The sequence below is a fragment of the Streptomyces sp. NBC_00223 genome (genome assembly GCF_036199905.1).
Taxonomy (GTDB): domain Bacteria; phylum Actinomycetota; class Actinomycetes; order Streptomycetales; family Streptomycetaceae; genus Actinacidiphila.
On sequence record NZ_CP108109.1, the window covers coordinates 813824 to 835908 of the forward strand.

Below are 22085 nucleotides of genomic sequence, written 5' to 3' on the forward strand. Positions count from 1 at the left end.
GCAGGCCCGCGGGCCTGCCCCCCTTCGCGTGCGCGGGGAGTCGGTCAGGAGGCGGGCTGCTCGACCTTCGTCGCGGGGTCGCCGTCCACGGCGGCCGCGAGCTGCGGCACGAGGCGGTCCAGGACGTAGGGGATGCTCAGCACGGTCGACAGGGAGACCGCGTTGCCGTAGTCGCCGCTCTCCTTGATGAAGACCTCACGGCCCTGCTTGACCACGTTCAGGTCGCCGTAGAGCTTGTTCGCGTGGAGTTCGTCGACGGCCTTGGTGGTGTCGGGGAGGATCCACACGGCGACGCCCTGGTCGAGCAGGTCGGTGCGTTCCTTGCTGATGTTGGCGCCGAACTGGTCGCCGATCACCTTGTCCAGGTCGGCCGGCAGCTTGAGCCCGAGGTCGGACAGCAGCCGGGAGCGCGGGTCCTGGCTGCCGAAGACGAAGGTGCCCTCGTACGGGGTGGCCATGATCGCGGAGGCCCCGGCGAAGGCGGGGTTGGCCTTCTTCGCGGCGTCGAACTTGGCCTCGACGCCGTCGACCAGCTTCCTGGCCTCGTCGGCCTTGCCGAGCGCCTTGCCGATGGTCTCGGTCTGCTGCTGCCAGGGGACGCCGTAGTCGTTGAACTCCTTCGGCTGCGCCACGACCGGCGCGAACTTCGACAGGGTCGCGTACTGCGTCTTGGTGAGCCCGGAGTAGACGGCGAGGATCAGGTCCGGCCTGAGGGCCGCTATCTTCTCGACCTGCGGCCCGGTGCCGGTGTCCTTCAGTACGGTCGGCACGGCCGCGCCGCCCAGCTTGTCCTGCGCCCAGGGGCCGATGGCTCCCTTGTAGCCGCCCAGCCATTCGGTCGTCCCGACCGGGACCTTGCCGAGGGCGAGCACGGCGTCCTGGTCGGTGAGACCGACCGTGACGATGCGCTGGGGCTCGGACTTGACGGTCGTACTGCCGAACTTGTGCGAGATGGTGACCGGGAAGGCACCGCTCGCCGTGGTCTTCCCGGGGCTGGGCGAGCCGCCGCCGGCCCCGGAATCACCGGAGTCACCGGAGTCACCGGATGACCCGCAGGCGGCCGCGGTGCCGACGAGGAACAGAACGGAGACGAGCAGCCCGGCAAACCGGCGGGCTGTGGTGGCGCGGGACATCGCGTGATCCTTCTCTTCGGTACGGTGCTCGGTTCTCAGTGCTCGGTGCTCGGTGCTCGGTGTTCAGGTCTCGGTGTTCGGTGCTGGGCGGGGACGTAGGGGGCCCGGCTAGGGCTGTGCGGTGCTGCGGTTCTCCGACCAGGCCCGCCACAGGGCGGCGTACGGCCCCCCGGCGGCGCGCAGTTCGTCGTGGGTGCCGCTCTCGACGATCCGGCCGGCCTCCATCACCACCACCCGGTCGGCGGCGGCGGCCTGGCTGAGCCGGTGCGCGACGACCAGCGCCGTACGGCCCTCCAAGGCGCGCGCGGCCGCCTCCTCCAGCAGTTGGGCACCGGAGCTGCCGGCCTCCGCGGTGGCCTCGTCGAGGACGGCGACCGGCGGATCGGCCAACACCAGTCGGGCCAGGGCGAGTTGCTGCGCCCGGTCGGCGGTCAGCCGGTGGCCGCCCTCGCCGACGACCGTGTCCAGGCCCTCGGGCAACGCCTCGGCCCAGCCGAGGGCGCCGACCCGTTCCAGGGCCTCGCGCAGTTCCTCCTCGTCCGCGTCCGGCCGGGCCAGGCGCAGGTCGTCGGCGAGGGTCCCGGCGAAGACATGCACCTCCTGGGTGATGAGCGCGACCGTACGGCCGTCCTCGTCGGGCTCGGTGCCGCCGATGTCGATCCGGCCCTCCAGCGGGCGGTGGATGCCGACGATGAGCTTGGCGAGGGTGGTCTTGCCCGCGCCGCTGGCGCCGACGAGGGCGACCCGCTCCTTCGGGCTGAGCACCAGGTCGACCTCCCGCAGCACGGCGCTGCCCGGGACGTACGCGTGGCCGACGCCGGTCACGGTGACGGCCGGAGCGGCGGCGGGCGCCTCCGGCCGATGCGCCGTACGGTGTCCCGGGCCGTCGGCGACCCCGATCAGGCGGGCGAGGCCGGCGGTGGCCGACTGCACGTCGTCGAGCAGCACGAGCGCGGTGTTCACCGGGCCGAACAGGCTGTGGAAGTACAGCGCCGCGGCGGTCGCGGTGCCGATCGACGCGGACCCGTTCCGCACCAGGAGGAAACCGGTGACCAGAACGGCCGCGAGACCGGTGTACTCGGCCACGTGCAGCCGGCTGTAGAAGCGCAGCACGAGCCGCACCCCGCGCAGCGTCAGGCCGACGGCGGAGCGCGAGCGTTCCGTGACCCGTTCGGTGTGCTCGGCCTCCAGCCGGTAGGCCCGTACGGTGCCCGATCCGCCGATCGTGTCGAGCAGTTGCTGCTGCTGGGCGCCGGTGGCGATGCGCTCCTTGGCGTACAGCGGCGTGGCGTTGCGTACGTACCAGCGGGCGGTGTGCGCCTGGACCGGCACGGCGAGCAGCGCGGCGATCAGGAAGCGCCAGTCGAGGAGGGCGAGGGCGCCGAGGGTGAGCACGATGGACAGCGCGGAGCGGGCCAGCTCCGGCAGCGCCGTGCGCACCGCCTCGGCCACGCGGGACACGTCGCGGGTGACGCGTGCGGTCAGATCGCCAGAACCGGCCCGCTCCAGCATGTCCAGCGGAAGCGACAGCGCCCGCTCGACGAACCGCTCGCGCAGCTCGGCCAGTACGGTCTCGCCGAGCCGTGACACCAGGGACATCCCGAGCGCGGTCGTGACGCCCTGGGCGACGGCGACCAGGACCAGCAGGACGACGGGCAGGGTCAGGGTGTCGGCCGGCCGGTGGTCCGTGACGAGGTCGATGATGTGGCCGAGCAGCGGCTGCGTGATCAGGCCCACGGCCGTGGCCACCACCATGATCCCGAAGCCGGCGCAGGCCAGGGCGCGGTGGGGGCGTACGAGGTCGCGCACGGCGGCCCGGGTGCGGGCCGGGGTGGCGGTGGGCAGGAGCTCCCGGGGCGCCGCGGGCTTTTCTGGAGTCCCGGTGTCGGGCCCGGTGGTCATGGGTTCGCCCTTTCCGCGCGTCGTGGTCCCGGGCCCGGCCGGCCGCCGTACGAGGTTCCGTGTGCTGGGTGGTGGGGGCCGGTCATGTCAGCACCGCCGTACGGTAGGCGGCGTTCGACCGGACCAGGTCGGCGTGCGCGCCCTCCGCGGTGAAGCGGCCGCCGTCGAGGAACGCCACGCGGTCGGTGACGGCGAGCAGCGTCGGGCTGTTGGTGACCAGGACGGTGGTGCGGCCGTGCCGGAAGCGCCGTACGCCGTCGGCGATCCGGGCTTCGGTGACGGCGTCGACGGCGGTCGTCGGATCGTGGAGGACGAGCACCGGCCGGGCGGCGTGGAGGGCGCGGCCGAGCGCGACGCGCTGGCGCTGGCCGCCGGACAGGGAACGGCCGCCCTCGCCGACCTCGGCGGCGCTGCCGAGCGGCAGCGAGCGGACCACCTCGTCGGCGCCCGCGGCGGCCATGGCGTCCTCCGCCGGGCCGGTCCCGCCGGCCGTGATGTTGTCGCCGAGGGTGCCCTCGAAGAGATCGGCGTCATGTGCGGCCACCAGGACGGCCGTTCGCAGTTCGGCCGGGTCGAGGTCGGGCATCGGCACGCCGTCCAGCTCGATCACGCCCGCCTCGGGGTCGGAGGTACGGCCGAGACAGCGCAGCAGCGCCTCGGCGGCGGCCGGGTCGGTGACGGCGACGCCGATCAGCTCGCCGGGCGCCACGGCCAGGTCGGCTGCGCGCAGCGCGTCGAGGGTGACACCGCGCAGCCGCAGCGCGCCGCGGACCGGGCTCGGCAGGGGCGCGTCGCCGGGCACCACATCGGGCTCGGCGGCCAGCACTCCGGCGATCCGCGCCGCCGAGGCCCGGCCCTGGGCGAACTCGGTGTTCACCCACGCGAACACCTCCAGCGGCCCGAGGAGGAACATCGCCAGTCCGACGGCCGTCACCAGCTGACCCAGCGTGATGTCGCCGTGCAGGGCGAGCCGTCCGCCCACCAGGGCGACCAGGGCGATGAAGCCTCCGGTGAGCGCGAGCACGACGCCGTTCTGCCATGCCTCGGCGCGGGCGGCCCGCAGCGTGGCGGCGAGCGAGTCGCGGCTGGTGCGCCGGTAGCGGTCGACGGCGGCGCCCTGGGCGCCGATGCCCTTGAGCACCCGCAGCCCGGCGACGAGGTCGGCGGCTATGCCGGAGGCGTGCGCGGCCTGCTCCTGCTCGGCCTCGCTGCGGGCCTCCAGCGGTTTGCTGAGCAGGTGGCCGAGCCAGAGCAGTACGGGGGTGCCGATCAGCACCACCAGGCCGAGCGGCAGGGAGATCCACAGCAGTGCCGCGGCGCTCACCAGTATCCCGGTGAGCGATGAAACGCCGGTCGTCACGGCCATGTTGACGGCCCCGACCCGCTTGGCGTCCTCGGTGGCGATACTGGCCAGCGCGCCCGGCAGCCGCCCGCGCTCGACGCCGCCGCGGGGGTCGAGGACACGTCGTACGAGTTCCACCCGCAGGAGGTGGGCGGCCTGTTCTGCGGCCCGCTCCCCCGCGCGGGCGCCGAAGCGGAAGCCGAGCGAGAGCCCCACGTACATCAGCGCGAGTACGGCCAGCCACCGTACGAGGGCGCCGCTGTCGCCCTTGGACACGGCCCGGTCGATGACGACGCCGATCAGGACCGGGACCAGGGCCTCGCCGAACTGATGGCAGGCTCCCAGAAGTGTTCCGACGACGACGTCACGCCGCTGTCCTTTGACTGCCCCTGCCAGGACCTGACGCCCCGACAGCTTCTGTGATGCCACCCGCCCACCCTCCGGAACGACTGCCGTCAGCCGCCGCCAATTTAGGTAAGGCTAGTCTAAGTTAGGTTCCCCTGGGCAAGGGTCCACGAGAGTCCTCCCGCCGCCCTGGGCGCGCGGCGCCCTTGGGCGCACAAGGCGGTGCCCCCAGCAAGCGCGGACCGCTCGCGGCGCGGACCCGGTCATCACGAAAGGTCGGGCGTTCCGCCGTTCGTCGGTGCGACAGCCGACCTCGTAGCGCCACCACCGTCGACGCGTCAGGCGGTGGATGGGCTGCTGTCCTGCTGCCCCGTCCGGCGGATCGCCGCCAGTGGAGGGGGAGTTGTCCGGCTCTCCTGCCGGAATCGGCGACAGAAGTCGCCCATCGCCGCGGCGACCGGCGCGTGACGGACAAGGAGTGCCGCGACCGGCGCCGGAATCCCCTCCGGGGGCACCCCTTGGGCGCAGGTGTGCACGAACGCCTCGCGTTCCTCCGGCGCGTATCCGTACAGAGCGACGGCCAGCCAGTTCACCAGGTGCGTGACGGTGTAACACCGGTCGTAGGTCCGGTGCCGGTCGAAGAAGTCGGCCTCTTCCTGTGTGAGTTCGAAACGGGAGGAGATCGCGAGGCCGTAGTCGGCGAAGAAGAGCCGCCGGCCGTCGGTCAGGATGTTCTCGAAGTGGGCGTCGAAGTGCAGCAGTCCGCGGGCGTTCATGAACGAGACGCCGGCCTCCAGCTCGCTGTCCACCATGGCGCAGGCCCGCTCGGCCGCCTCGTCACCGGACCCGATCCGCACGCCCAACCAGTCGTCGTGCAGGTTGTGCGGGATGTACTCCAGGAACAGCACGAGGCTCGCCGTGGACTGCTGGAGGGCCTTGATCCGGCGGCGTACTCCTGATCCGCCTCCCCAGTAGGCGACCGCTCGGTCCACATCCGCCAGTTCCTCGGGAAGTGGCCGGCCGGAGTCCGTCAGCACCCGCCAGTGGTACATCAGGGGGAAGCCCTCGTAGTCGCCCGCGACCACCCAGTTCGTCGTCATGGTGTGCACGGCCAGTTCCCGCCAGGCGCCGAACCCCGGAGCGCCGATGGTGCCGACGCCGTAGTGGCAGAAGACCGGCAATCCGAACAGATTCGCCGTGGAGTGCACGTTCTCCGGCCGTCGCTCCAGATCGGTCAGGCGTATCTGCTTGACGAAGACCGGGGTTCCGTCCACTTCCAGCAGTGCTGTGTTCCCGCCGATGCCGGAACCCAACGGTGTGGCGGCGTCCAGGAGTTCGCGCAGTCCGCGATCACCGCACAGCGCCAGCGATGTGGACACGGCACCGTGGGCGGCCAGACGAGCACCGCGGGACATGTCAGGGCTCTTCACCTATGCCTCCAACCGGGGCCCCGCCCCTTGTACAACCGCTTGAGCAGACACCGGGACAGGAGTTCAGCAGACACCGGAACGGACGCGGGCTCAACCGGACGGCGTGCCCGGGGACCACACGCCGAACCACTGCTCGGCGCCGTACGCCTCGAACCGCTCCACCTCGGTGAACCCCAGCTTCGCCGCGAGGCGCGTCGAACGGGCGTTGGCGGTCTGGGTGTACAACACGACCGGCTCACCGGGATGCGCGTCGGCGAACCAGTCGAGTGCCGCCGCGCACGCCTCGGTGGCGTACCCGTGTCCCCACGCCCCGGGCAGGAACAAGTAGCCGAGCGCGGTCTTCCCGGCTTCCCGGCGGCGGTTGCCCGATTGCTCGGGGTCGTGCGGGTCGAGCTGGACCGTGCCGATCATCGCTCCGTCGCGCTCGACCACGAAGAAGCCGGGGCGCCGCCCGGGCACCTCGGGCACCGCGCTTTCGAGTTCGGCACGCGGTCGGGGGCCGCCGACGTAGGTGCCGACCTCCGGCGAGGCGAACAGTTCGATGAACGCCGCGCGGTCCCGGGCCTCGGACTCCCGGAGCACGAGCCGCCCGGTCCTGATCGGGGCGGGCGGCCAGGCGGCGGGTCCGACCTCAGTCATGCCGGGCAACCTATCGCACGCCCGCCGCCGCGTGCCGACGACGGCCGGGCGGCCGAGTCGGAGGTGCCGGGGGTGGGTCGTACGAGTGGGCGCCGGTGGGGAGTACGGCGCGACGGGCAGCAACGTGATGGCTCACCTCGCCCTGGTCGTCGGTGACGGCACCACCTGGCTGGAGCCGGTCACCGGCGAGGAGCACGGCGCCGTCCTGGCCGACCTCAGGGTTTGGGGCGCTCGCGCGGGTCTGTGACCTGCGTCGAGTCGTCGTGCAGGGGTTCTCCTCCGCCGGCGAGGATCGCCTCTTCGTCGTACTCGACGCACTCGGTGCAGCCGTCGTAGGGGACGGGTGTGACGACCACCCCGTCACGTACGGTCCAACCGGCTCGCAGCACCATGGCGACCGGGACGACGTACATGTAGTCGGCGGGGCTGCCGCCGGGCGCGTACACGTCCTCGACCGCCACGGCGACGCACGCGCCGAGGGTCTTGACGAATACGTACCAGCGGGCCAGCTCCTCCGGGAGCGGCACGGGACTGGGCCGGTCGGCGACGATCTTCTCGCCCCGGCACGCCTCGGTCATCAGCGTGGCGGCCAGGACGTCGGGGAGGCCGGTGTCGCCCGGGGGCCGGTGGACCGGGATGGTGGCGCGGGCGTGGGCCGCGCCCTCGCGCACCCAGAGCCGGTAGTCGTCGTACGCGGCCAGCGCCTTGCGGGCTTCGGCCATGTCCCAGCCGAGTTCGGACGCGGCCCGCTCCGCCGCGTCAGGACCGGTACCGAAATGTTCCCTGAGCATGCGGGACCGCAGCGCTCCGGCCCGGGCCAGCTCGGCCCGCGCAGGTATGAGGAGTTCGTGGTTGAGGGCCCGCTCCGCCGCACGCGGACCGAATGCCCTGCCCCAGGGCGACAGGCCGGACAGCCATACGGCGTCCAGTTCGGAGAGCACCGCGAGGTCACGCTCCTCGCGGCCCGGTTCCAGGGCGTACGCGTCCGCCGATCCGGGGCGGGTCAGCCGGTCCAGGACACCGCTCAGGCCCGCGCGCAGCCAGGACATCGCCTCCCACGGGTCGTCCCGGTCGACGGCCCAGTACGTACGTCTGCCCTTGCCCTTGCGCCACAGCCGGTAGACGCCCGGTGACATGAGGCCGGGTTCGGTCATCCACAACCGTTCGTCCGGACCGCCGATCTCGGCGTTGATGGCGGTCAGCTCCACGACGCGGAGCTGACCCTCCACGAGGTCGAGCAAGTCCTCGTACACGAAGCGCGGTTCACGGTGAATCGTGGGCATGCGTGGTCCGTCCCCTGCCGCAAGCGAAGGGCGCCCGCCGGGCCCGGCAGCCCGGCCGGGCACCGGCCGTCAGGCGCCCGATCCTCGCATCCGGCGCCGTCCCATGACCAGTGCCGGCCAACTGCTCCCCGGTCTGCGGGAGTCGGCGAACCCGGCGTCATGGTCGGCTTGGGCGGGGGCGTCACCGTCCTGGTCGCGCTCGGGGGCGACGGTCACCGCAAGCGCCGCCGAGACCACGGGCAGCCTCGTCGTACGGGCCGGCGCCGGCGCCGACGCGCCGCAGTGGCCCGGCTTCTCGCGTACCTGTCGACCGGACACACCGGCTGCCGGTTCACATGGAACGGATCTATCAGAACGCCGACCCGTCCGTACCCGAGGTCGTCCGCATCACCGTTCCCGCCGGTCTCGGCCCACGCGGTGTGCCGGAGTGGAGCACGCGCATCCCGCTGACCTCCGTGGCCGGGGCACCGAGCCGCTCGGTCGTGGGCATGGGGATGATCGTTCCCAGCCTGTCGAAGGACTCCCCGGACACCGATCCGGACCCCTCCAGCAACCACCACGCCGTGGGTGTCATCCATCTGCCGCGCTGAGCGGGGCGGATGACGAGGCGGCGCCGTCGCCGAGCACGGGCGTCGGTGCCGGCGCCGCGATGCCGTCGCGTGGGAGCGTCACGTGGCGGCGTCGGCGACGCGGTCGGGGAACCCGGGGAGCGGCGGTGGCGCGTTCGGCGAACTCGCGCTTGCGCGGGTCGAGTTGTCCGCTAGAACCGGAGCTTGGCGAGGAAGCCGAGGATCGCGGCGTTCACCGGCGGGGGGTTGGTCAGGCAGGCAGCATGCGGCCCGCGGACCTTCACGACACCGCCGGAGCCGGGAAGCCCCGCCGCCAGGATCTCGGCACGGTCCATCGAGATGGCCACGTCCTCCGTCCCGTGGACGACGAGGGCCGGGCAATTGATCTCACCGAGACGGTCGGTGAGATCGTCGCGGTCCGCGAGACACGCGTAGGGGCACTCGAAGAATTCCTTGGGGCGGGACTTCCACCGATGAATCCACGCGGGGCTGTGCGCCGGATCGTCGATGATATGAGCGGCAATCGCCTCGACCAGGTCATCCGTGGGACCGCTGGTGAGCCAGTGACTGTTCATCGCGTCGTTGGCGGCTTTCTCGTCCGCGTCGAAGACACCGGCTTCCGTGTCCAGCAGGATCAACCCGCGGACGCGACGAGGGGCCAGAAGAGCCGTACGGAGTGCCACGAAACCCCCCTGGCTCATTCCGCCCACGACCGCGCGCTCGATTCCCAGACAATCCAGCAGCCCGAGGCAGTCCCTGGCCGAGTCCCAGAAGCTGAACGGCCGACCGTCGAACTCGGTCCGGCCGAATCCGCGCTGGTCCCAGGTGATGACTCGGTGGGTCCCGCGCAATGCTTCCACCTGCGAGGTGAACATCCGCGAGTCCATCAGGAAACCGTGTGCCAGGATCACCGCGGGACCGTCGCCCCCGGTGTCCTCGAAATGGATGCGCTGACCGTTCACCACCGTGCGGGACATGACGTGACCTCCGTCGGCCGGCGAAGAGGGGAATCCGCGTTCACCGTCGGCTCCCGCCGCACGCCGGAGTTTCCCGGCGGATGTCCACGGTGACATCGGTTCCGGTGACGTCGTGTATGTGATCGACCGATACCCCTGGCGCGAGTTCACGCAGCACGACTCCGTGGGGCGTGATGTCGAAAACGCCCAGATCGGTGATGACGCGATGCACACATGCCTTCCCGGTGAGGGGCAGTGTGCACTCGCGGACGATCTTCGGGCGTCCGTCCTTGGCGGTGTGGTCCATCAGGACGATGACCCGGCGGGCGCCGTGGACCAGGTCCATCGCGCCGCCCATGCCCTTGACCATCTTGCCGGGCACCGTCCAGTTGGCGAGGTCGCCGCCTGCGGAGACCTGCATGGCGCCGAGGATCGCCGTGTCGATGTGGCCGCCGCGGATCATGCCGAACGACAGGGCCGAGTCGAAGAAGGAGGCTCCCGTGGTGACCGTCACGGTCTCCTTGCCGGCGTTGATCAGGTCGGGGTCGACCTCGTGGTCGCCCGGGGCTGGGCCGACTCCGAGAATGCCGTTCTCGGAGTGCAGGACGACGTCGCTGCCGGGCGGAAGGTGGTTCGGCACGAGGGTGGGCAGTCCGATGCCGAGGTTGACGTAGGAGGCGTCCTTCAGTTCCGCTGCCGCTCTGGCAGCCATGGCATCACGATTCCACGGCATCAGCGTCGCACCGTCGCCTTCTCGATGAGCTTGTCGGCCGCCTGCGCGGGAGTGAGCGGGACGACCCGCTGTACGAAGACGCCGGGCAGATGAACGGCGTCGGGGTCGAGCGTGCCCGGCTCGACGAGTTCTTCGACCTCGGCCACGGTGACACGTCCCGCCATGGCCGCCAGGGGATTGAAGTTGCGCGCGGAGCGGTGGAAGACGAGGTTTCCGTGCCGGTCTCCTCTTGCGGCCCGCACGAGTGCGAAGTCCGTGGTGATGGCGGTCTCCAGTATGTGCTCGTGACCGTCGAAGGTACGTCGTTCCTTGGGCCGCGAGGCCACGGCGACGCTTCCGTCGGCGCCGAAGCGCAACGGCAGGCCGCCGTCGGCCACTTGGGTGCCGACTCCCGCCCGTGTGTAGAAGGCGGGGATTCCGCAGCCGCCCGCCCTCAGTCGCTCGGCCAGCGTGCCCTGGGGGATGAGTTCCACTTCGAGTTCCCCGGAAAGGTACTGACGGGCGAACTCCTTGTTCTCGCCGACATAGCTTCCGGTCACCCGGGCGATACGGCCGGCGGCGATGAGGGGGCCCAGTCCGGCACTGTCGACACCGCAGTTGTTGGACACGACGGAGAGCCCCGTCGTCCCGTGCTCGAACAGCGCCTCGATCAGAACCGAGGGTATGCCGCACAGTCCGAACCCGCCGACGGCGAGCGAGGATCCGTCGGCGATGTCCGCCACCGCCTCCCGGGCGCTCGCACAGACCTTGTTCACAACTCGTCTTCTTCCTGTCGCGGTGGGCGGGTGCCAGGCGCCCACGCCGAAAGCCGGCAACGGGCAGCCGGCAGGCACGGGCGCGGGCCCGCGGGTCGGGCGGCCCGCCGGAGAACCCGCCGCTGTTCGGGAAGCCTCAGCGGCGGCCCGGCGCCCGGCGGGGGCGGCGACGGGCTCGCTCACGACCCGGTCGTTCAGTCACCCGACGAGAACAGCTCGTCGCGGTGCTCCTGCGACCCGCGGTAGACGTCACCGAGATGGTGCTGCATCGCCTGCCGGGCGGCCTCCGGATCCTTGCGGACGATGGCGTCCACCAACGCGCGGTGCTCGTCCACCGCCCGGGCCTCCCGGCCCGGAAGTTCCACCGTCAGTTCACGGCTCTTCCGGGCCAGCACGGTCAGACTGGCGATGACCCCGATGAGCAGGTCATTGTGGGACGCCTCGATAATGCTGCGGTGAAGCGTGACATCGGCGGACAGCCGGCTTTCTCTGTCCAGTCCCGTTTCGCAGAGCGGCTGCAATGCTTCCTGTATACGTGCCAGATCCTCGTCCGTGGCCCTCGCGGCGGCGAGTTGTGCGGCATAGGGCTCCAGCATGATCCGAACCTCGTACAACTGGTCGAAGGCGGGTTCGGTCAGTTCGAGGGCGAACCACAGGGGAGCCAGCAGCGTCGCGAGGTCCAGCGAAGCGACGAAGATTCCGGTCCCGTGACGTACGTCCAGGATGTTCATGGCCGCGAGTGCCTGGACCGCTTCGCGAACCGTCGGCCTGCTCAGTCCGAGCGCTTCGGCCAATTCACGCTCGGTGGGCAGCCGCTCACCGGCCTTCAATTGACCGTTGCGGATCAGGTCCTGAATTCCCGCAACAGCCTCCGCTGAAGCTCCCCGACGCGTGACGCGAGCAAACTTCGCAGCATTATTGTCCTTGGCGTCGTCGTGGCTTCGTGTCGCGGCCAATTCATCCGCTCCTTGTCTGCAATAATTAGCGAACGGGCATGGTGAGATGGTCTTTTGGTCGCGACAAGTCTACAGGAAGTCAAGGTCAGCACCCCTGTCGGCCTGTGCCACATGTTCCGCGAAAAGCCTGCGCCATCCTCGCTCTGGCAATGCGGGCGGTTGCCATTGCCGGCGACGTGCGGCCAGCTCCGCCGATTCCACCAAAAGGTCCAGTTTGCCGGTGAATGCGTTGAGTTCAATCATGTCCCCGTCCTTCACCAAAGCCAATGGTCCCCCCGCGGCCGCCTCGGGACTGACATGCAGAATCACCGTGCCGTAGCCCGTTCCGCTCATTCGGGCATCCGAAACGCGCACCATGTCCCGTACGCCCTGTTCCGCCAGGCGGCGCGGGATCGGTATGAGACCCGCTTCCGGCATACCGGCGGCGATCGGGCCCGCGTTCCGCATCACGAGGACGTGCTGCGGGGTGAGGGAGAGCGCCGGGTCGTCCAGGCGGCGTTCCAGATCTTCGGGGCCGTCGAACACGACCGCGGGACCGCGGTGCCGCAGGAGGCTCTCGGTGGCCGCCGACGCCTTGAGGATCGCGCCGTCGGGAGCGAGTGTCCCGGTCAGCACCGCGAGCCCGTTCGCCGGCTTGAGCGGATCGTCGAGGCTGCGGATGGTGCTCTGCCACCCCTGAGGTGCCCCGGTACGGGCGAGCAGGTCTCCGACGCTCTCTCCGCCGACCCCGACGGCCGACAGATCGAGGAGGGGTTCGAGCGCCTTCATCAGGACCGGGACCCCTCCGGCGCGGTCGAGATCCTCCAGATATCCCGCGCCGGCCGGCTTGCAGTCGACCAGGACCGGGGTGATCCGCGAGATCTCCGCGAAGTCGTCCAGGGACAGGGGTACGCCCGCGCGGCGCGCGATGGCCAGCAGATGGATGACGGCGTTCGTCGAGCCGCCGATCGCGCACAGGACGACCAGCGCGTTCCGGAACGCGCCGGCCGTCAGAACCGCGCTCGGTCGCACGGTGAGCCCCGCGGCCAGCCGCCCGGTGGCCGCCCCGTGGCGCAGGCGCGCGCCCGAGGGCGCCGGCATCGTCGCCCCGCCGGGGAGCATCATCCCCAGGGCCTCGACCACGCAGGCCATCGTGGAGGCGGTCCCCATGACCGAGCAGGTTCCCGCGGTCTGGCACAGCGAGTCCCGGACGTCGTTGATCTCTTCCTCGTCCAGAACACCGGCCCGGTGCTCGGTCCAGTAGCGGCGGCAGTCGGTACAGGCGCCCAGCCGCTTTCCGTGCCAGGAGCCGGTCAGCATCGGGCCCGCGACGGTGAAGAGAGCCGGTACGTCCGCCGAGACGGCCGCCATCATCTGGGCGGGGACGGTCTTGTCACAGCCCCCCACGAAGACGACGGCGTCCATAGGCTGGGCCTTGACCAGCTCTTCGGCCTCCATCGCCGCCAGGTTCCGGAACATCATCGAGGTGGGCGACAGGAAGATCTCGCCGAGGGAGGTGACCGGGAACGCCATGCCGAGTCCACCGGCGAGCTGAATTCCCCGGCGCACGGAGTCGACCAGTTCGGGCATCTGCCGATGGCAGGTGACATAGTCCGAAATGGTGTGGGCGATTCCGACGATCGGGCGTTCCCAGTCCTCGGCGTCGAATCCGGCCGAGGCGAGAAAAGCCTGGCGCAGATACCGGCTGAATCCGCGGTCGCCGTACGACGTCAGCCCGCGTCCGAATCCATGAGCTTCTTGGCCGGTCACGCCCGGTCCTCCTTCGTTCCCCGCTGAATCCATTTCTGCAGACTGATCGGTTCCGTGGTCGGTTCGTCCTTCAGGCGCAAGTAGTTGTCCGCCCAGGTACGGGAGACCTCGGCGACATAGAGGGCGCCCGACGAGTCGAAGGCGAGGCTGTGCGGGGCCATGAACTGGTCGCGGCCGTGTCCTGGAGTCCGCGCACCCATCGAGCCGACACGTTGTCCCGAGGGTGTCAGGATCCGGATTCGGCTGCCGAGGTCGGGCAGCCCATGATAGGCGGGCGCGGGGCCCAGCTCCGCCACGTACAGGAGCCCTGTCACCTCGGAGACGGTCACGGCGCACGGACGGAAAGCGTGCCACTGGTCCACGAAGACGCCGTCAAGGGTGAAGATCTGCAGCCGGAAGTTCTCGCGGTCGCAGACGACCAGATGCTCGTCGTCGATGAACGCGAGGGAGTGCGGCACGTAGAACTGCCCGGGATCGCCCCCCGGCTCGCCCCAGGAGAGAAGATGGTTCCCCTGGGCGTCGAACCTGTGGATACGGGAGTTTCCGTAGCCGTCCGATACGAAGAGATCTCCCGTCGTACGGTGGATCGCGATGTCCGTGGGGCTGTTGAACGGCGCTCCCGAATGCGGACCGGACGGCTTGCCACGGCTGCCCAGTTCCATGAGCAGTTCTCCGCCGGGAGAGCGCTTCTGAATGACGTGGCCGCCTTGGCTCTCGACCAGGAACACATTGTCATCCCGGTCGATCCGGATCGAGTGGGGCCGGGTGAACTCTCCGGCTCCCCAGGCGTCGAGAACCCGCCCACTCGGATCGAAGACGATCACGGGGACCGGTCCCCGGTTGAACACGAAGACCTGGTCGCGCGAGTTCACTGCCACGGCGGTGGCGTCGCCGGCGAACGAGGTCTCCGCGCCGATGAAGCCGTCCCAGTCCGGGGCAGGCTCGTACCCGAGGGTGGGTCCCGCCGCGTGGTCACTCATCGGACACCTGGGACGAGATCTCCGTCGGGGCCGTCGGGGCCGCCGCGCTCGGTACGGGCCGGGAACCGTCGATCCACACGCACTTCGTCCTGAGGTACTGGTCCAGGCCCTCGCTGCCGTTCTCGAGACCGAGTCCGCTCATCTTGTACCCGCCGAAGGGAACGGCCTTGTCGTAGTTCCCGTAGGTGTTCACCCAGACCATTCCGGACTCCAGCCGAGGCGCCAGCCAGTGCGCTTTGCGTACGTCGCTCGTCCAGACGCCGGAGGCGAGACCGTACTGCGTCGAGTTGGCGGCCGAGAGCACTTCGTCGATGTCGTCGAACGGCATGGCCGACAGGACCGGCCCGAAGATCTCCTCCTGGGCGATGGCCATCGAACTGCGCACTTCGCCGAACACCGTCGGCCGCATGTAGAACCCACCGGCGTAACCGTCGTCCGTCAGGTGCCTGCCACCGCTGAGCAGTCGCGCCCCGTCGGTCAGACCGCTCTCCACGTACTCCAGCACCTTCGTGAGCTGCTCCCCCGAGACCAGCGGCCCCAGGACGGTCGAGTCGTCCAGCGGATCGCCGACCGCGAGTTCGCGCCCGTAGTCGACAACGGCCTGGATGAACTCGTCGTAGACGGGGCGCTCGACGAACAGCCTGGTGCCGGCCGCGCAGAACTGGCCGGAGAGCAGATACGCGCCCATCGCCGCTCCCGGGACCGCCGCCGACAGGTCGGCGTCCGCGAAGACGATGTCCGGTGACTTTCCGCCGAGTTCAAGGGTCAGCCGTTTCATGTTCCCGGCGGACGCCCGGATGATCGCCTGCCCGGTCTTGACGGACCCGGTGAAGGAGATCTTGTCGACTCCCGGGTGATAGGCCAAGGCCGCCCCGGCATCACCGAAACCGGTCAGCACATTGACCACGCCGTCGGGGACGCCCGCCTCCAGGCACAGTTCCGCGAGTCTGACCGCGCTCAGCGGCGACTGTTCCGCGGGTTTGACGACAACCGTGCAGCCGGCCGCAAGCGCGGGCCCGATCTTTCCCACCATCGTGTTGACGGGATTGTTCCAGGGGATGATCGCTCCGACGACGCCGACCGGCTCCTTGAGCGTGTACGAGAACATGTCCCGCGAGACCGAGTTCTCGATGGTGGAACCACGGATGGTCCGTGCCGCGCTCGCGTAGGCCCGCAGGGCGTTCGCCGCGCCCGCCACTCCGGCCCGGGAGCGCGTGATGGGGATGCCGACGTCGAGGGTGTCGAGCAGCGCGAGCTCCTCGATGCTGTCCTCGACGGCCGACGCCAGTCGGAGCAGGACGTTCTGACGCTCCAGCGGGGACGCACCGCGCCAGGGCCCCTCGAAAGCCGACCGGGCGGCGGCCACCGCCGCGTCCACGTCCTCCTTGCCGGCCCGGGCGACCTGCCCCAGCTCGATTCCTGTCGCCGGGTTCACGGTGGGGAACGTCGCGCCGGACGCGGCTTGCAGGAAGCGCCCGCCGATCATCAATCCCTTCGGAAGGGTGTCCACAGGACTGTTCCTCTTTGCGGATATATCTTCCACAGCTTCATCTCTCTTGCTCGAAGGTGGCCGCGCCCTGAGCGACGCGCCGCGGCGAAGACCGGTTCGACAGTGCCCTGTTCAACAAGTGACCAGGCCACTGCGGGCGAGCGGATGGGTCACATCCGGACTGACGGGGCTACTCCGTGACACCGGCGACGAGGACGTACTTGTATTCGAGGTATTCGTCGATTCCGAGCGAACCGCCCTCCCTGCCGTAGCCGGACTCCTTCATTCCCCCGAAGGGAACGCTGGCGGCGCTGATGATTCCCGTGTTGGCCCCGACCACGCCGTAATCCAGCTGCTCCGCGACCCGCAGCAGCCGCGCGTAGTCGCGTGTGTGGAAGTAGGCGGACAGGCCGTACGTGGAGTCGTTGGCGAGCCGGACCGCTTCGGCTTCGGTGTCGAAGGCCGTGACACCGGCGACGGGGCCGAAGGTCTCCTCGACCGAGATCAGCATCTCGGGGGTGACGCCGTCGAGCACGGTCGGAGCGTAGAAGAATCCGTCCGCGAACTCGCCGTCGGTCAGGCGGGTGCCGCCCGTCACAATCCGCGCGCCCTTGTCCACGGCGTCCTGGACATGCGTATGGGCCTTCTCCACCGCGCGTGCGTCGATGAGGGGTCCGATGTCGGTGCCCGGGCGGCTTCCCGAGCCGACTTTCAAGGCGGCCGTACGCTCGGCCAGCATCTCGACGACCTGGCGGTACACCGGTCGCTGGACATAGACGCGGTTGGCGCAGACGCAGGTCTGGCCGGCGTTGCGGAACTTCGAGAGCATGATCCCCTCGACCGCCTGGTCCAGGTCCGCGTCGGCGAACACGAGGTAGGGGGCGTGTCCGCCGAGTTCGAGCGAGAGGCGCTTGACCTGGTCGGCGGATCTGCGGATCAGCTGTTTGCCCACAGTGGTCGACCCGGTGAAGGAGATCTTCCGCACCCGCGCGTCGGCGAACACGGTGTCGGCGAATTCCACGGCGTTCGCCGGAGTGACGAGATTGGCCACACCGGCGGGACAGCCGGCGTCGTTCACCGCCCCGAGGAGCAGCGCGGCCGTGAGGGGAGTCGCCTCCGCCGGTTTCACGATGCTCGTGCATCCCGCCGCCATCGCCGCGGCGAGCTTGCGTGCCGCGAGCGCCGCCGGGAAGTTCCACGGAGTGATCGCGGCCACCACTCCGACCGGCTGCCGCAGGACGAGTACCCGGTTCGAGGGATTCGTCGCCGGTACCACCTGGCCGTAGACGCGTTCGGCCTCGCCGGCGAACCAGTCGAAGAAGCTCGCCGCGTACTCCACCTCTCCGCGTGCCTCGGTCAGCGGCTTCCCCTGTTCCGCCGTCATCACCTCGGCGATGCCGTCCGCGCGGTCGCGGATGACGGTGGCGGACTGCCGCAGCACCCGCGCGCGCTCATGGGCGGTGGTGCTTCGCCAGGCCGGCAGGGCCGCCGCGGCGGCGTCGACCGCGCGCGCGACATCGTCCGCGCCGGCGTCCGCCGCGGAGCCCACCCGCCGGCCGGAGGCCGGGTCGAGCACGTCGAACCGTTTTCCGCCGGCTGCCTCGGCCCATACACCGTCGATCAGCAGCCCGGACTCGACCAATCCAGTCAAGGGTCCACCCTTTCAGTCAGCACGAGCCGGCGATCAGCTGTGGTAGGAGACGTCTTCGCGGGATCTGAGCGGGACCACGAAGGTCCCCTCCTCGCTCGGGGGCACGGGGAACGGTTCGAGGCCGGCGAGGTTCGCGCGGCTCCACTCCTGGACCGTCCGGCGTTCGACCACGCCCCACTGGCCGGCGCGACGCTCCCAACGGTCCACGTACCGCCCGCAGAACGCGTCCACGAACTCCCTGCCCTGGTCCTCGCGGCCGACGTACGTGACGAAGTAGGCCTCGGAGTGGGCGGTGTCGCCGTCCACGTCCACGAGGATGTTGGCGATCATGTGCATCGTGAAGGCCGTGTCGGCCTCGTTGGCCGGAACGAAGTGGTCGCAGAACTCCCAGGCGTTGCCGCCGAACGCCGTACCGTCCTCGTGGAAGATGCCGCGCATCAGCTCCACGTCACTGCGGTCGACTCCCCGGCAGTAGCGCATGAGGTGGTCGTGGATCTCCTGCTTGTCGAGGAGGGTTCGCACTTCGCGGGGAAGTTCGGTCATCTCGGATCATCCTTCCTGTGGTGACGGGTACGGGGGCTTCCGGCCGCTCTACCGACCGGTCTGCCGTGCCTTCTTCAGAGCGGCCGCGATGGCGTGCGCCTCGATGCCGAATTCGCGGAACAGGCCGGTGGCCACCGCTCTCATGCCGACGAAATGCAGCCGGGGGGCGCTGGGGTCGGTGTCGCCGCCGTAGACGACGGGATGGCCCTTCTTGGGGCCGATGACCCCCAGATGCCCGACGAGCGGCTCAAGCCCGGGGCGGTAGCCGACACACGAGATCACCGCGTCGGGAGTGAGCCGGCGCCCGTCGGCCAGCAGGACCTCCCGGCCGTCCATGCCCCGCGTCTCGGGAACCGGGATGACCCGGCCCTTCTTGACCATGGCGACGAGCCCGAGGTCGATGATCGGGATGACCTCGTCACGAGCCATCTGCGTGGCGATGCTGCGCGGCGCCGGCGGGAGGCCGTACGCCGACAGGTCGCCGATCGTGTGCCGCTGGATGAACGTCGAGAGCCAGTCACCGAACTTCGGCGGGACGCGCAGAGCCTCCATGACCACGCCCAGCACCGGCGGAGGGAGCGGCCGGTCCCGCGAGATGATGTTCGGAGGGGTCCGGTAGGAGAGCCAGACCTTGTCGGCCCCGCCCTCGGCCAGGTCGGTGGCGATCTCGCCCCCGGAGTTGCCCGGTCCGACCACCAGCACGTCCTTGTCGCGGTACGGCGCGGGGTTCCGGTAGTCGGCGGCGAGAACGAACTCGCCCTGGAAGCTGTCGCGGCCCGGCCAGTCCGGCTCGATCGGAATCCGGTTGTAGCCCGTCGCCACCACGACGGCCCAGGCGTGCACGGGGCCCTTCGACGTCTCCAGCTGCCACCCGCCCTCGGCGGGATCGATGCGCTGCACGTCGATTCCGGTCCGGAGGTCAAGACCGAAGTGCTCGACGTACTTCTCCAGGTGCCGCACCACACCGTTCCTGGAGACCCACTTGCCTTCGTCCTTGGGGAACGGCAGGTCCGGCAGATCGGAGAACCGCCGGATCGTGTGCAGATGCAGCCGGTCGTAATGGTTGCGCCACGAGGCTCCGGCCGCTTGCGCCCGCTCGAAGACCACCGGCCGCATTCCGGCCTTCTTGATCATCGCCGCGGCCGCCAGCCCGCCGGGGCCCGCACCGATGACGGCCACATCCACGTGATCGATCTTCTTTTCGCTGTCCATCAGTAGCACACCGCCCCGAAATGCTGGCTGTCCATGTATTCGCGGACCTTCCGTATGTGATCGCCCTCGACTTCGAAGACCTCCACGTAGTGGTTGTGGTACTGCCGGCCGAGCGCCGTCATCGTGCGGTAGTTGAATTCGGCCGCGACCGTCGGTCCGTCGCCGATGAACTGGGTGACGGTGAGGGTGCCGGGGTGGTCCGCGGAGAAGAGCTTTCCGGCCTCCGCGTGGAATCCGTGGACAACGGCCTCGCGGCCGGTGTGGGTACCCGCCAGCGGGGAGTTCCCCCACACGGTCCAGGTCACGTCCGGGGCGAACACCTCGCTCAGTGCCGTCGAGTCGCCCAGCGCCTCGAAGAACCTCATGACCAGATGCTGCGCATCCGTGGTCGGACTGATCTCTGTCTGGATTTCCATGTGTCTCCTCCTTGAAAGCCGTGGAAAGGCGGTCTCAAGAGTCTTGCTGCGCACCCGATTTCCGGGAGATCGACGAGTCGATGGCCACTGCCGCTATGAGCACCACGCCCTCGATGGTCCAGCGCATCTGCGTACTGGCGTTCAGGAGGTACAGCCCGTTGGAGATGCTGCCGATCACCAGCGACCCCAACAGCGCGGCCCATACGGTGCCCCGTCCGCCGAAGAGGCTGACGCCTCCGATGACCACGGCGGCGAGCGCCTCCAGAAGCAGGGTCAGATCGGAGTTGGAGGATGAGACGCCGAGTTGGCGCGAGGCGGCCATGATGCCGCCGACCGCCGCGAGGAACCCGCCTGTCGCGAAGACGATCGTCGTCACCAGCGGTACGGAGATGCCGGCCCGCCTGGCCCCCTCCGGATTGCCGCCGATCGCGTACACCTGACGGCCCAGAGGCGTCTGAGTGGTCACGTAGGCGATGAATCCCATGAGCGCCAGTACGATCGCGACCGGTGTGGGTACCCCTTGATAGGAATTGAAGACGAAGATCAAGGGGATCAGCGTGACGACCGCGAGGAGAGCGGTCGGAACGACCGTGCTGCGCAGCAGATTCGAGGGTATCTCCTCGCTTGTCCGACTCCGGTGCTGGGTGAGTCGCATTCCGCCGAAGACCACCAGGACGACCGCCAGCAGCACATAGCTCAGCCAGGCCGGTATGCAGGTGTTGGAGATTTTCTCCAAGGGAGTGTCGGCGAGCGGGATGACGGACGTCGCGGGCAGCAGCCACAGCAGGACGGCCATGAGGATGAACATGCCGCCGAGAGTGACCACGAAGGCGGGCGCCCTGAATATCGTGACGATCATCGCCTGAATGATCCCGACCGCGACGCCGGCCGCGAGCGCGATCGCGACCGCCACGACGACATTCATCCCGACTTCGACCGAAAGCTTTGCCGCTATCCCCCCGGCGACAGCGGACAGCGCCGCCAGGGAGAGGTCGATCTGGCGCACAAGGAGCAGACCGACGAGGGCGAGGGCGACCGTTGCGAGGACGGCGATCTGACTGGTGAGATTCGTCAGGTTCCTGCTGCTGAGGAAGAGTGAGTTCTGACTGTTGAAGAACAGTGCGATCACGATCAGGGAGATGATGATGGGCGCGGTGCGCCACGGGCCCATCAGAGCTGTCGTGAGCTTTCGCTTGGATTCCTGAAGCTTCATCGCCGCTCCCCGGCCGATATCGAACCGTTCTCCGTACCGGCACCCGTGATGGCCGAGACAAGAGAGTGCTCGGTCCATTCCGGTACAGGCTTGTCCGCCACTGTTTCTCCGAGTCGAAGGACTACGACGCGGTCGGCGACGCGCAACACGTCCCCGAGGTCGTGGGAGATGAGGACGACGCCGCGCCCCTGCTCCTTCAGCCGAATGATGAGGTCGAGCACTTCGCGCCTCTGGGTCACACCGAGCGCCGCGGTCGGCTCGTCGAGGATCACCACCTTGGGATCACCGAGGATGGCCCGGCAGACAGCAACGCATTGCCGCTGGCCACCCGACAGGTAACCCATCGGGACGTCGACCCGCTGGATTCTGATTCCCACCGACTCAAGGGCACGGGCGGTGAGGCGCTCCATCTTCGGGCGCCTGACCCGGAAGCCGCGCCACCAGGGCGCACGCGGCTCACGGCCGAGGAAGATGTTGTCGACCACGTCGAGGTTGTCGCAGAGCGCGAGGTCCTGGTAGACGGTCTGAATACCGAGTTGGGTGGCGTCGTTGGGACTCGTGATCGTCACCGGAGTTCCACCGAAGCGGATTTCCCCGCTGTCGGCCGTGACCGATCCTGACAGGATCTTGATGAGGGTCGACTTTCCTGCCCCGTTGTCGCCGGCGAGAGCTACCACCTCGCCGGCGTGGACGGAGAAGTTGGCGCGCTTCAGAGCGGTCACCGGGCCGTAGCTTTTCGCTATGTCACAGACTTCGAGCAGGCTCTTCGTCGTCATTGACGTTCCATTC

The 22085-nt window shown here is 69.5% G+C and carries 22 protein-coding genes; 2 read left to right on the plus strand and 20 right to left on the minus strand.

Translation table 11 applies throughout. The annotated features are described in order from the left end of the window. Positions 1-44: 44 nt before the first annotated feature. The 5 genes from OHA30_RS03355 to OHA30_RS03375 form a co-directional block, all read right to left on the minus strand. Positions 45-1133 carry an iron-siderophore ABC transporter substrate-binding protein gene (locus OHA30_RS03355; RefSeq protein ID WP_328912282.1) on the minus strand — a complete coding sequence of 363 codons (1089 nt, stop codon included), beginning with the start codon at positions 1131-1133 and terminating at the stop codon, positions 45-47. A gap of 108 nt (positions 1134-1241) precedes the next feature. Next, positions 1242-3035: an ABC transporter ATP-binding protein gene (locus OHA30_RS03360; protein ID WP_328912283.1), complete on the minus strand. Its 1794-nt coding sequence runs from the start codon at positions 3033-3035 to the stop codon at positions 1242-1244. 82 nt (positions 3036-3117) lie between these two features. Then, entirely contained in the window at positions 3118-4806 is a 1689-nt protein-coding gene (locus OHA30_RS03365; protein WP_328912284.1) for an ABC transporter ATP-binding protein, read from the minus strand. 254 nt (positions 4807-5060) lie between these two features. Further along, positions 5061-6137 carry a protein kinase family protein gene (locus OHA30_RS03370; RefSeq protein ID WP_328912285.1) on the minus strand — a complete coding sequence of 359 codons (1077 nt, stop codon included), beginning with the start codon at positions 6135-6137 and terminating at the stop codon, positions 5061-5063. Between the two features lie 105 nt (positions 6138-6242). Further along, a complete protein-coding gene (locus tag OHA30_RS03375) occupies positions 6243-6791 on the minus strand; it encodes a GNAT family N-acetyltransferase (RefSeq protein ID WP_328912286.1) in 549 nt (182 codons plus the stop codon). Positions 6792-6876: 85 nt separating this feature from the next. On the opposite strand from OHA30_RS03375, the gene OHA30_RS03380 reads away from it, so the two are divergent. Continuing rightward, complete coding sequence (locus tag OHA30_RS03380) at positions 6877-7038, plus strand: hypothetical protein (protein WP_328912287.1); 162 nt, start codon at positions 6877-6879, stop codon at positions 7036-7038. Here the strand turns inward: OHA30_RS03380 and OHA30_RS03385 are convergent. Together OHA30_RS03385 and OHA30_RS03390 are read right to left on the minus strand one after the other, a co-directional pair. After that, a complete protein-coding gene (locus tag OHA30_RS03385) occupies positions 7007-8074 on the minus strand; it encodes a hypothetical protein (protein WP_328912288.1) in 1068 nt (355 codons plus the stop codon). The genes OHA30_RS03380 and OHA30_RS03385 overlap by 32 nt on opposite strands. A 69-nt stretch (positions 8075-8143) precedes the next feature. Continuing rightward, entirely contained in the window at positions 8144-8392 is a 249-nt protein-coding gene (locus tag OHA30_RS03390; RefSeq protein ID WP_328912289.1) for a hypothetical protein, read from the minus strand. 17 nt (positions 8393-8409) lie between these two features. On the opposite strand from OHA30_RS03390, the gene OHA30_RS03395 reads away from it, so the two are divergent. Continuing rightward, entirely contained in the window at positions 8410-8664 is a 255-nt protein-coding gene (locus tag OHA30_RS03395; RefSeq protein ID WP_328912290.1) for a hypothetical protein, read from the plus strand. Between the two features lie 170 nt (positions 8665-8834). Here the strand turns inward: OHA30_RS03395 and OHA30_RS03400 are convergent, their stop codons facing one another. From OHA30_RS03400 to OHA30_RS03460, 13 genes are all read right to left on the minus strand, one after another. Beyond that, entirely contained in the window at positions 8835-9620 is a 786-nt protein-coding gene (locus OHA30_RS03400; protein WP_328912291.1) for an alpha/beta fold hydrolase, read from the minus strand. 40 nt (positions 9621-9660) lie between these two features. Beyond that, positions 9661-10332 carry a 3-oxoacid CoA-transferase subunit B gene (locus OHA30_RS03405; protein WP_328912292.1) on the minus strand — a complete coding sequence of 224 codons (672 nt, stop codon included), beginning with the start codon at positions 10330-10332 and terminating at the stop codon, positions 9661-9663. Further along, positions 10332-11087: a CoA transferase subunit A gene (locus tag OHA30_RS03410; protein WP_328912293.1), complete on the minus strand. Its 756-nt coding sequence runs from the start codon at positions 11085-11087 to the stop codon at positions 10332-10334. The genes OHA30_RS03405 and OHA30_RS03410 overlap by 1 nt, the downstream gene beginning before the upstream one ends. Before the next feature lie 194 nt (positions 11088-11281). Further along, on the minus strand, positions 11282-12043 hold the full coding sequence (locus tag OHA30_RS03415) for a FadR/GntR family transcriptional regulator (RefSeq protein ID WP_328912294.1): 762 nt from the start codon (positions 12041-12043) through the stop codon (positions 11282-11284). A 69-nt stretch (positions 12044-12112) separates the two neighbouring features. Then, a complete protein-coding gene (locus OHA30_RS03420) occupies positions 12113-13792 on the minus strand; it encodes a dihydroxy-acid dehydratase (RefSeq protein WP_328912295.1) in 1680 nt (559 codons plus the stop codon). After that, on the minus strand, positions 13789-14772 hold the full coding sequence (locus OHA30_RS03425) for a peptidyl-alpha-hydroxyglycine alpha-amidating lyase family protein (protein ID WP_328912296.1): 984 nt from the start codon (positions 14770-14772) through the stop codon (positions 13789-13791). The genes OHA30_RS03420 and OHA30_RS03425 overlap by 4 nt, the downstream gene beginning before the upstream one ends. Next, positions 14765-16282 carry an aldehyde dehydrogenase family protein gene (locus tag OHA30_RS03430; protein ID WP_328912297.1) on the minus strand — a complete coding sequence of 506 codons (1518 nt, stop codon included), beginning with the start codon at positions 16280-16282 and terminating at the stop codon, positions 14765-14767. The genes OHA30_RS03425 and OHA30_RS03430 overlap by 8 nt, the downstream gene beginning before the upstream one ends. A gap of 169 nt (positions 16283-16451) precedes the next feature. Continuing rightward, positions 16452-17912 carry an NAD-dependent succinate-semialdehyde dehydrogenase gene (locus tag OHA30_RS03435; RefSeq protein WP_328912298.1) on the minus strand — a complete coding sequence of 487 codons (1461 nt, stop codon included), beginning with the start codon at positions 17910-17912 and terminating at the stop codon, positions 16452-16454. A 33-nt stretch (positions 17913-17945) separates the two neighbouring features. Continuing rightward, positions 17946-18455, minus strand: coding sequence for a nuclear transport factor 2 family protein (locus OHA30_RS03440; RefSeq protein ID WP_328912299.1), 510 nt, complete (start codon positions 18453-18455; stop codon positions 17946-17948). A gap of 48 nt (positions 18456-18503) precedes the next feature. After that, positions 18504-19667: a flavin-containing monooxygenase gene (locus tag OHA30_RS03445; protein WP_328912300.1), complete on the minus strand. Its 1164-nt coding sequence runs from the start codon at positions 19665-19667 to the stop codon at positions 18504-18506. Next, on the minus strand, positions 19667-20083 hold the full coding sequence (locus tag OHA30_RS03450) for a nuclear transport factor 2 family protein (protein WP_328912301.1): 417 nt from the start codon (positions 20081-20083) through the stop codon (positions 19667-19669). The genes OHA30_RS03445 and OHA30_RS03450 overlap by 1 nt, the downstream gene beginning before the upstream one ends. Positions 20084-20117: 34 nt before the next feature. Further along, entirely contained in the window at positions 20118-21296 is a 1179-nt protein-coding gene (locus OHA30_RS03455) for a sugar ABC transporter permease (RefSeq protein WP_328912302.1), read from the minus strand. Then, on the minus strand, positions 21293-22072 hold the full coding sequence (locus OHA30_RS03460) for an ATP-binding cassette domain-containing protein (RefSeq protein WP_328912303.1): 780 nt from the start codon (positions 22070-22072) through the stop codon (positions 21293-21295). Before OHA30_RS03460 ends, OHA30_RS03455 begins: the two co-directional genes overlap by 4 nt. Positions 22073-22085 lie beyond the last annotated feature (13 nt).

Coding starts and splice junctions, on each gene's coding strand:
- OHA30_RS03355 (WP_328912282.1), bottom strand. CDS start 1,133: ATGTCCCGCGCCACCACAGCCCGCCGGTTTGCCGGGCTGCTCGTCTCC.
- OHA30_RS03360 (WP_328912283.1), bottom strand. CDS start 3,035: ATGACCACCGGGCCCGACACCGGGACTCCAGAAAAGCCCGCGGCGCCC.
- OHA30_RS03370 (WP_328912285.1), bottom strand. CDS start 6,137: ATGTCCCGCGGTGCTCGTCTGGCCGCCCACGGTGCCGTGTCCACATCG.
- OHA30_RS03375 (WP_328912286.1), bottom strand. CDS start 6,791: ATGACTGAGGTCGGACCCGCCGCCTGGCCGCCCGCCCCGATCAGGACC.
- OHA30_RS03385 (WP_328912288.1), bottom strand. CDS start 8,074: ATGCCCACGATTCACCGTGAACCGCGCTTCGTGTACGAGGACTTGCTC.
- OHA30_RS03395 (WP_328912290.1), top strand. CDS start 8,410: ATGGAACGGATCTATCAGAACGCCGACCCGTCCGTACCCGAGGTCGTC.
- OHA30_RS03400 (WP_328912291.1), bottom strand. CDS start 9,620: ATGTCCCGCACGGTGGTGAACGGTCAGCGCATCCATTTCGAGGACACC.
- OHA30_RS03405 (WP_328912292.1), bottom strand. CDS start 10,332: ATGCCGTGGAATCGTGATGCCATGGCTGCCAGAGCGGCAGCGGAACTG.
- OHA30_RS03425 (WP_328912296.1), bottom strand. CDS start 14,772: ATGAGTGACCACGCGGCGGGACCCACCCTCGGGTACGAGCCTGCCCCG.
- OHA30_RS03440 (WP_328912299.1), bottom strand. CDS start 18,455: ATGACCGAACTTCCCCGCGAAGTGCGAACCCTCCTCGACAAGCAGGAG.
- OHA30_RS03445 (WP_328912300.1), bottom strand. CDS start 19,667: ATGGACAGCGAAAAGAAGATCGATCACGTGGATGTGGCCGTCATCGGT.
- OHA30_RS03450 (WP_328912301.1), bottom strand. CDS start 20,083: ATGGAAATCCAGACAGAGATCAGTCCGACCACGGATGCGCAGCATCTG.
- OHA30_RS03455 (WP_328912302.1), bottom strand. CDS start 21,296: ATGAAGCTTCAGGAATCCAAGCGAAAGCTCACGACAGCTCTGATGGGC.
- OHA30_RS03460 (WP_328912303.1), bottom strand. CDS start 22,072: ATGACGACGAAGAGCCTGCTCGAAGTCTGTGACATAGCGAAAAGCTAC.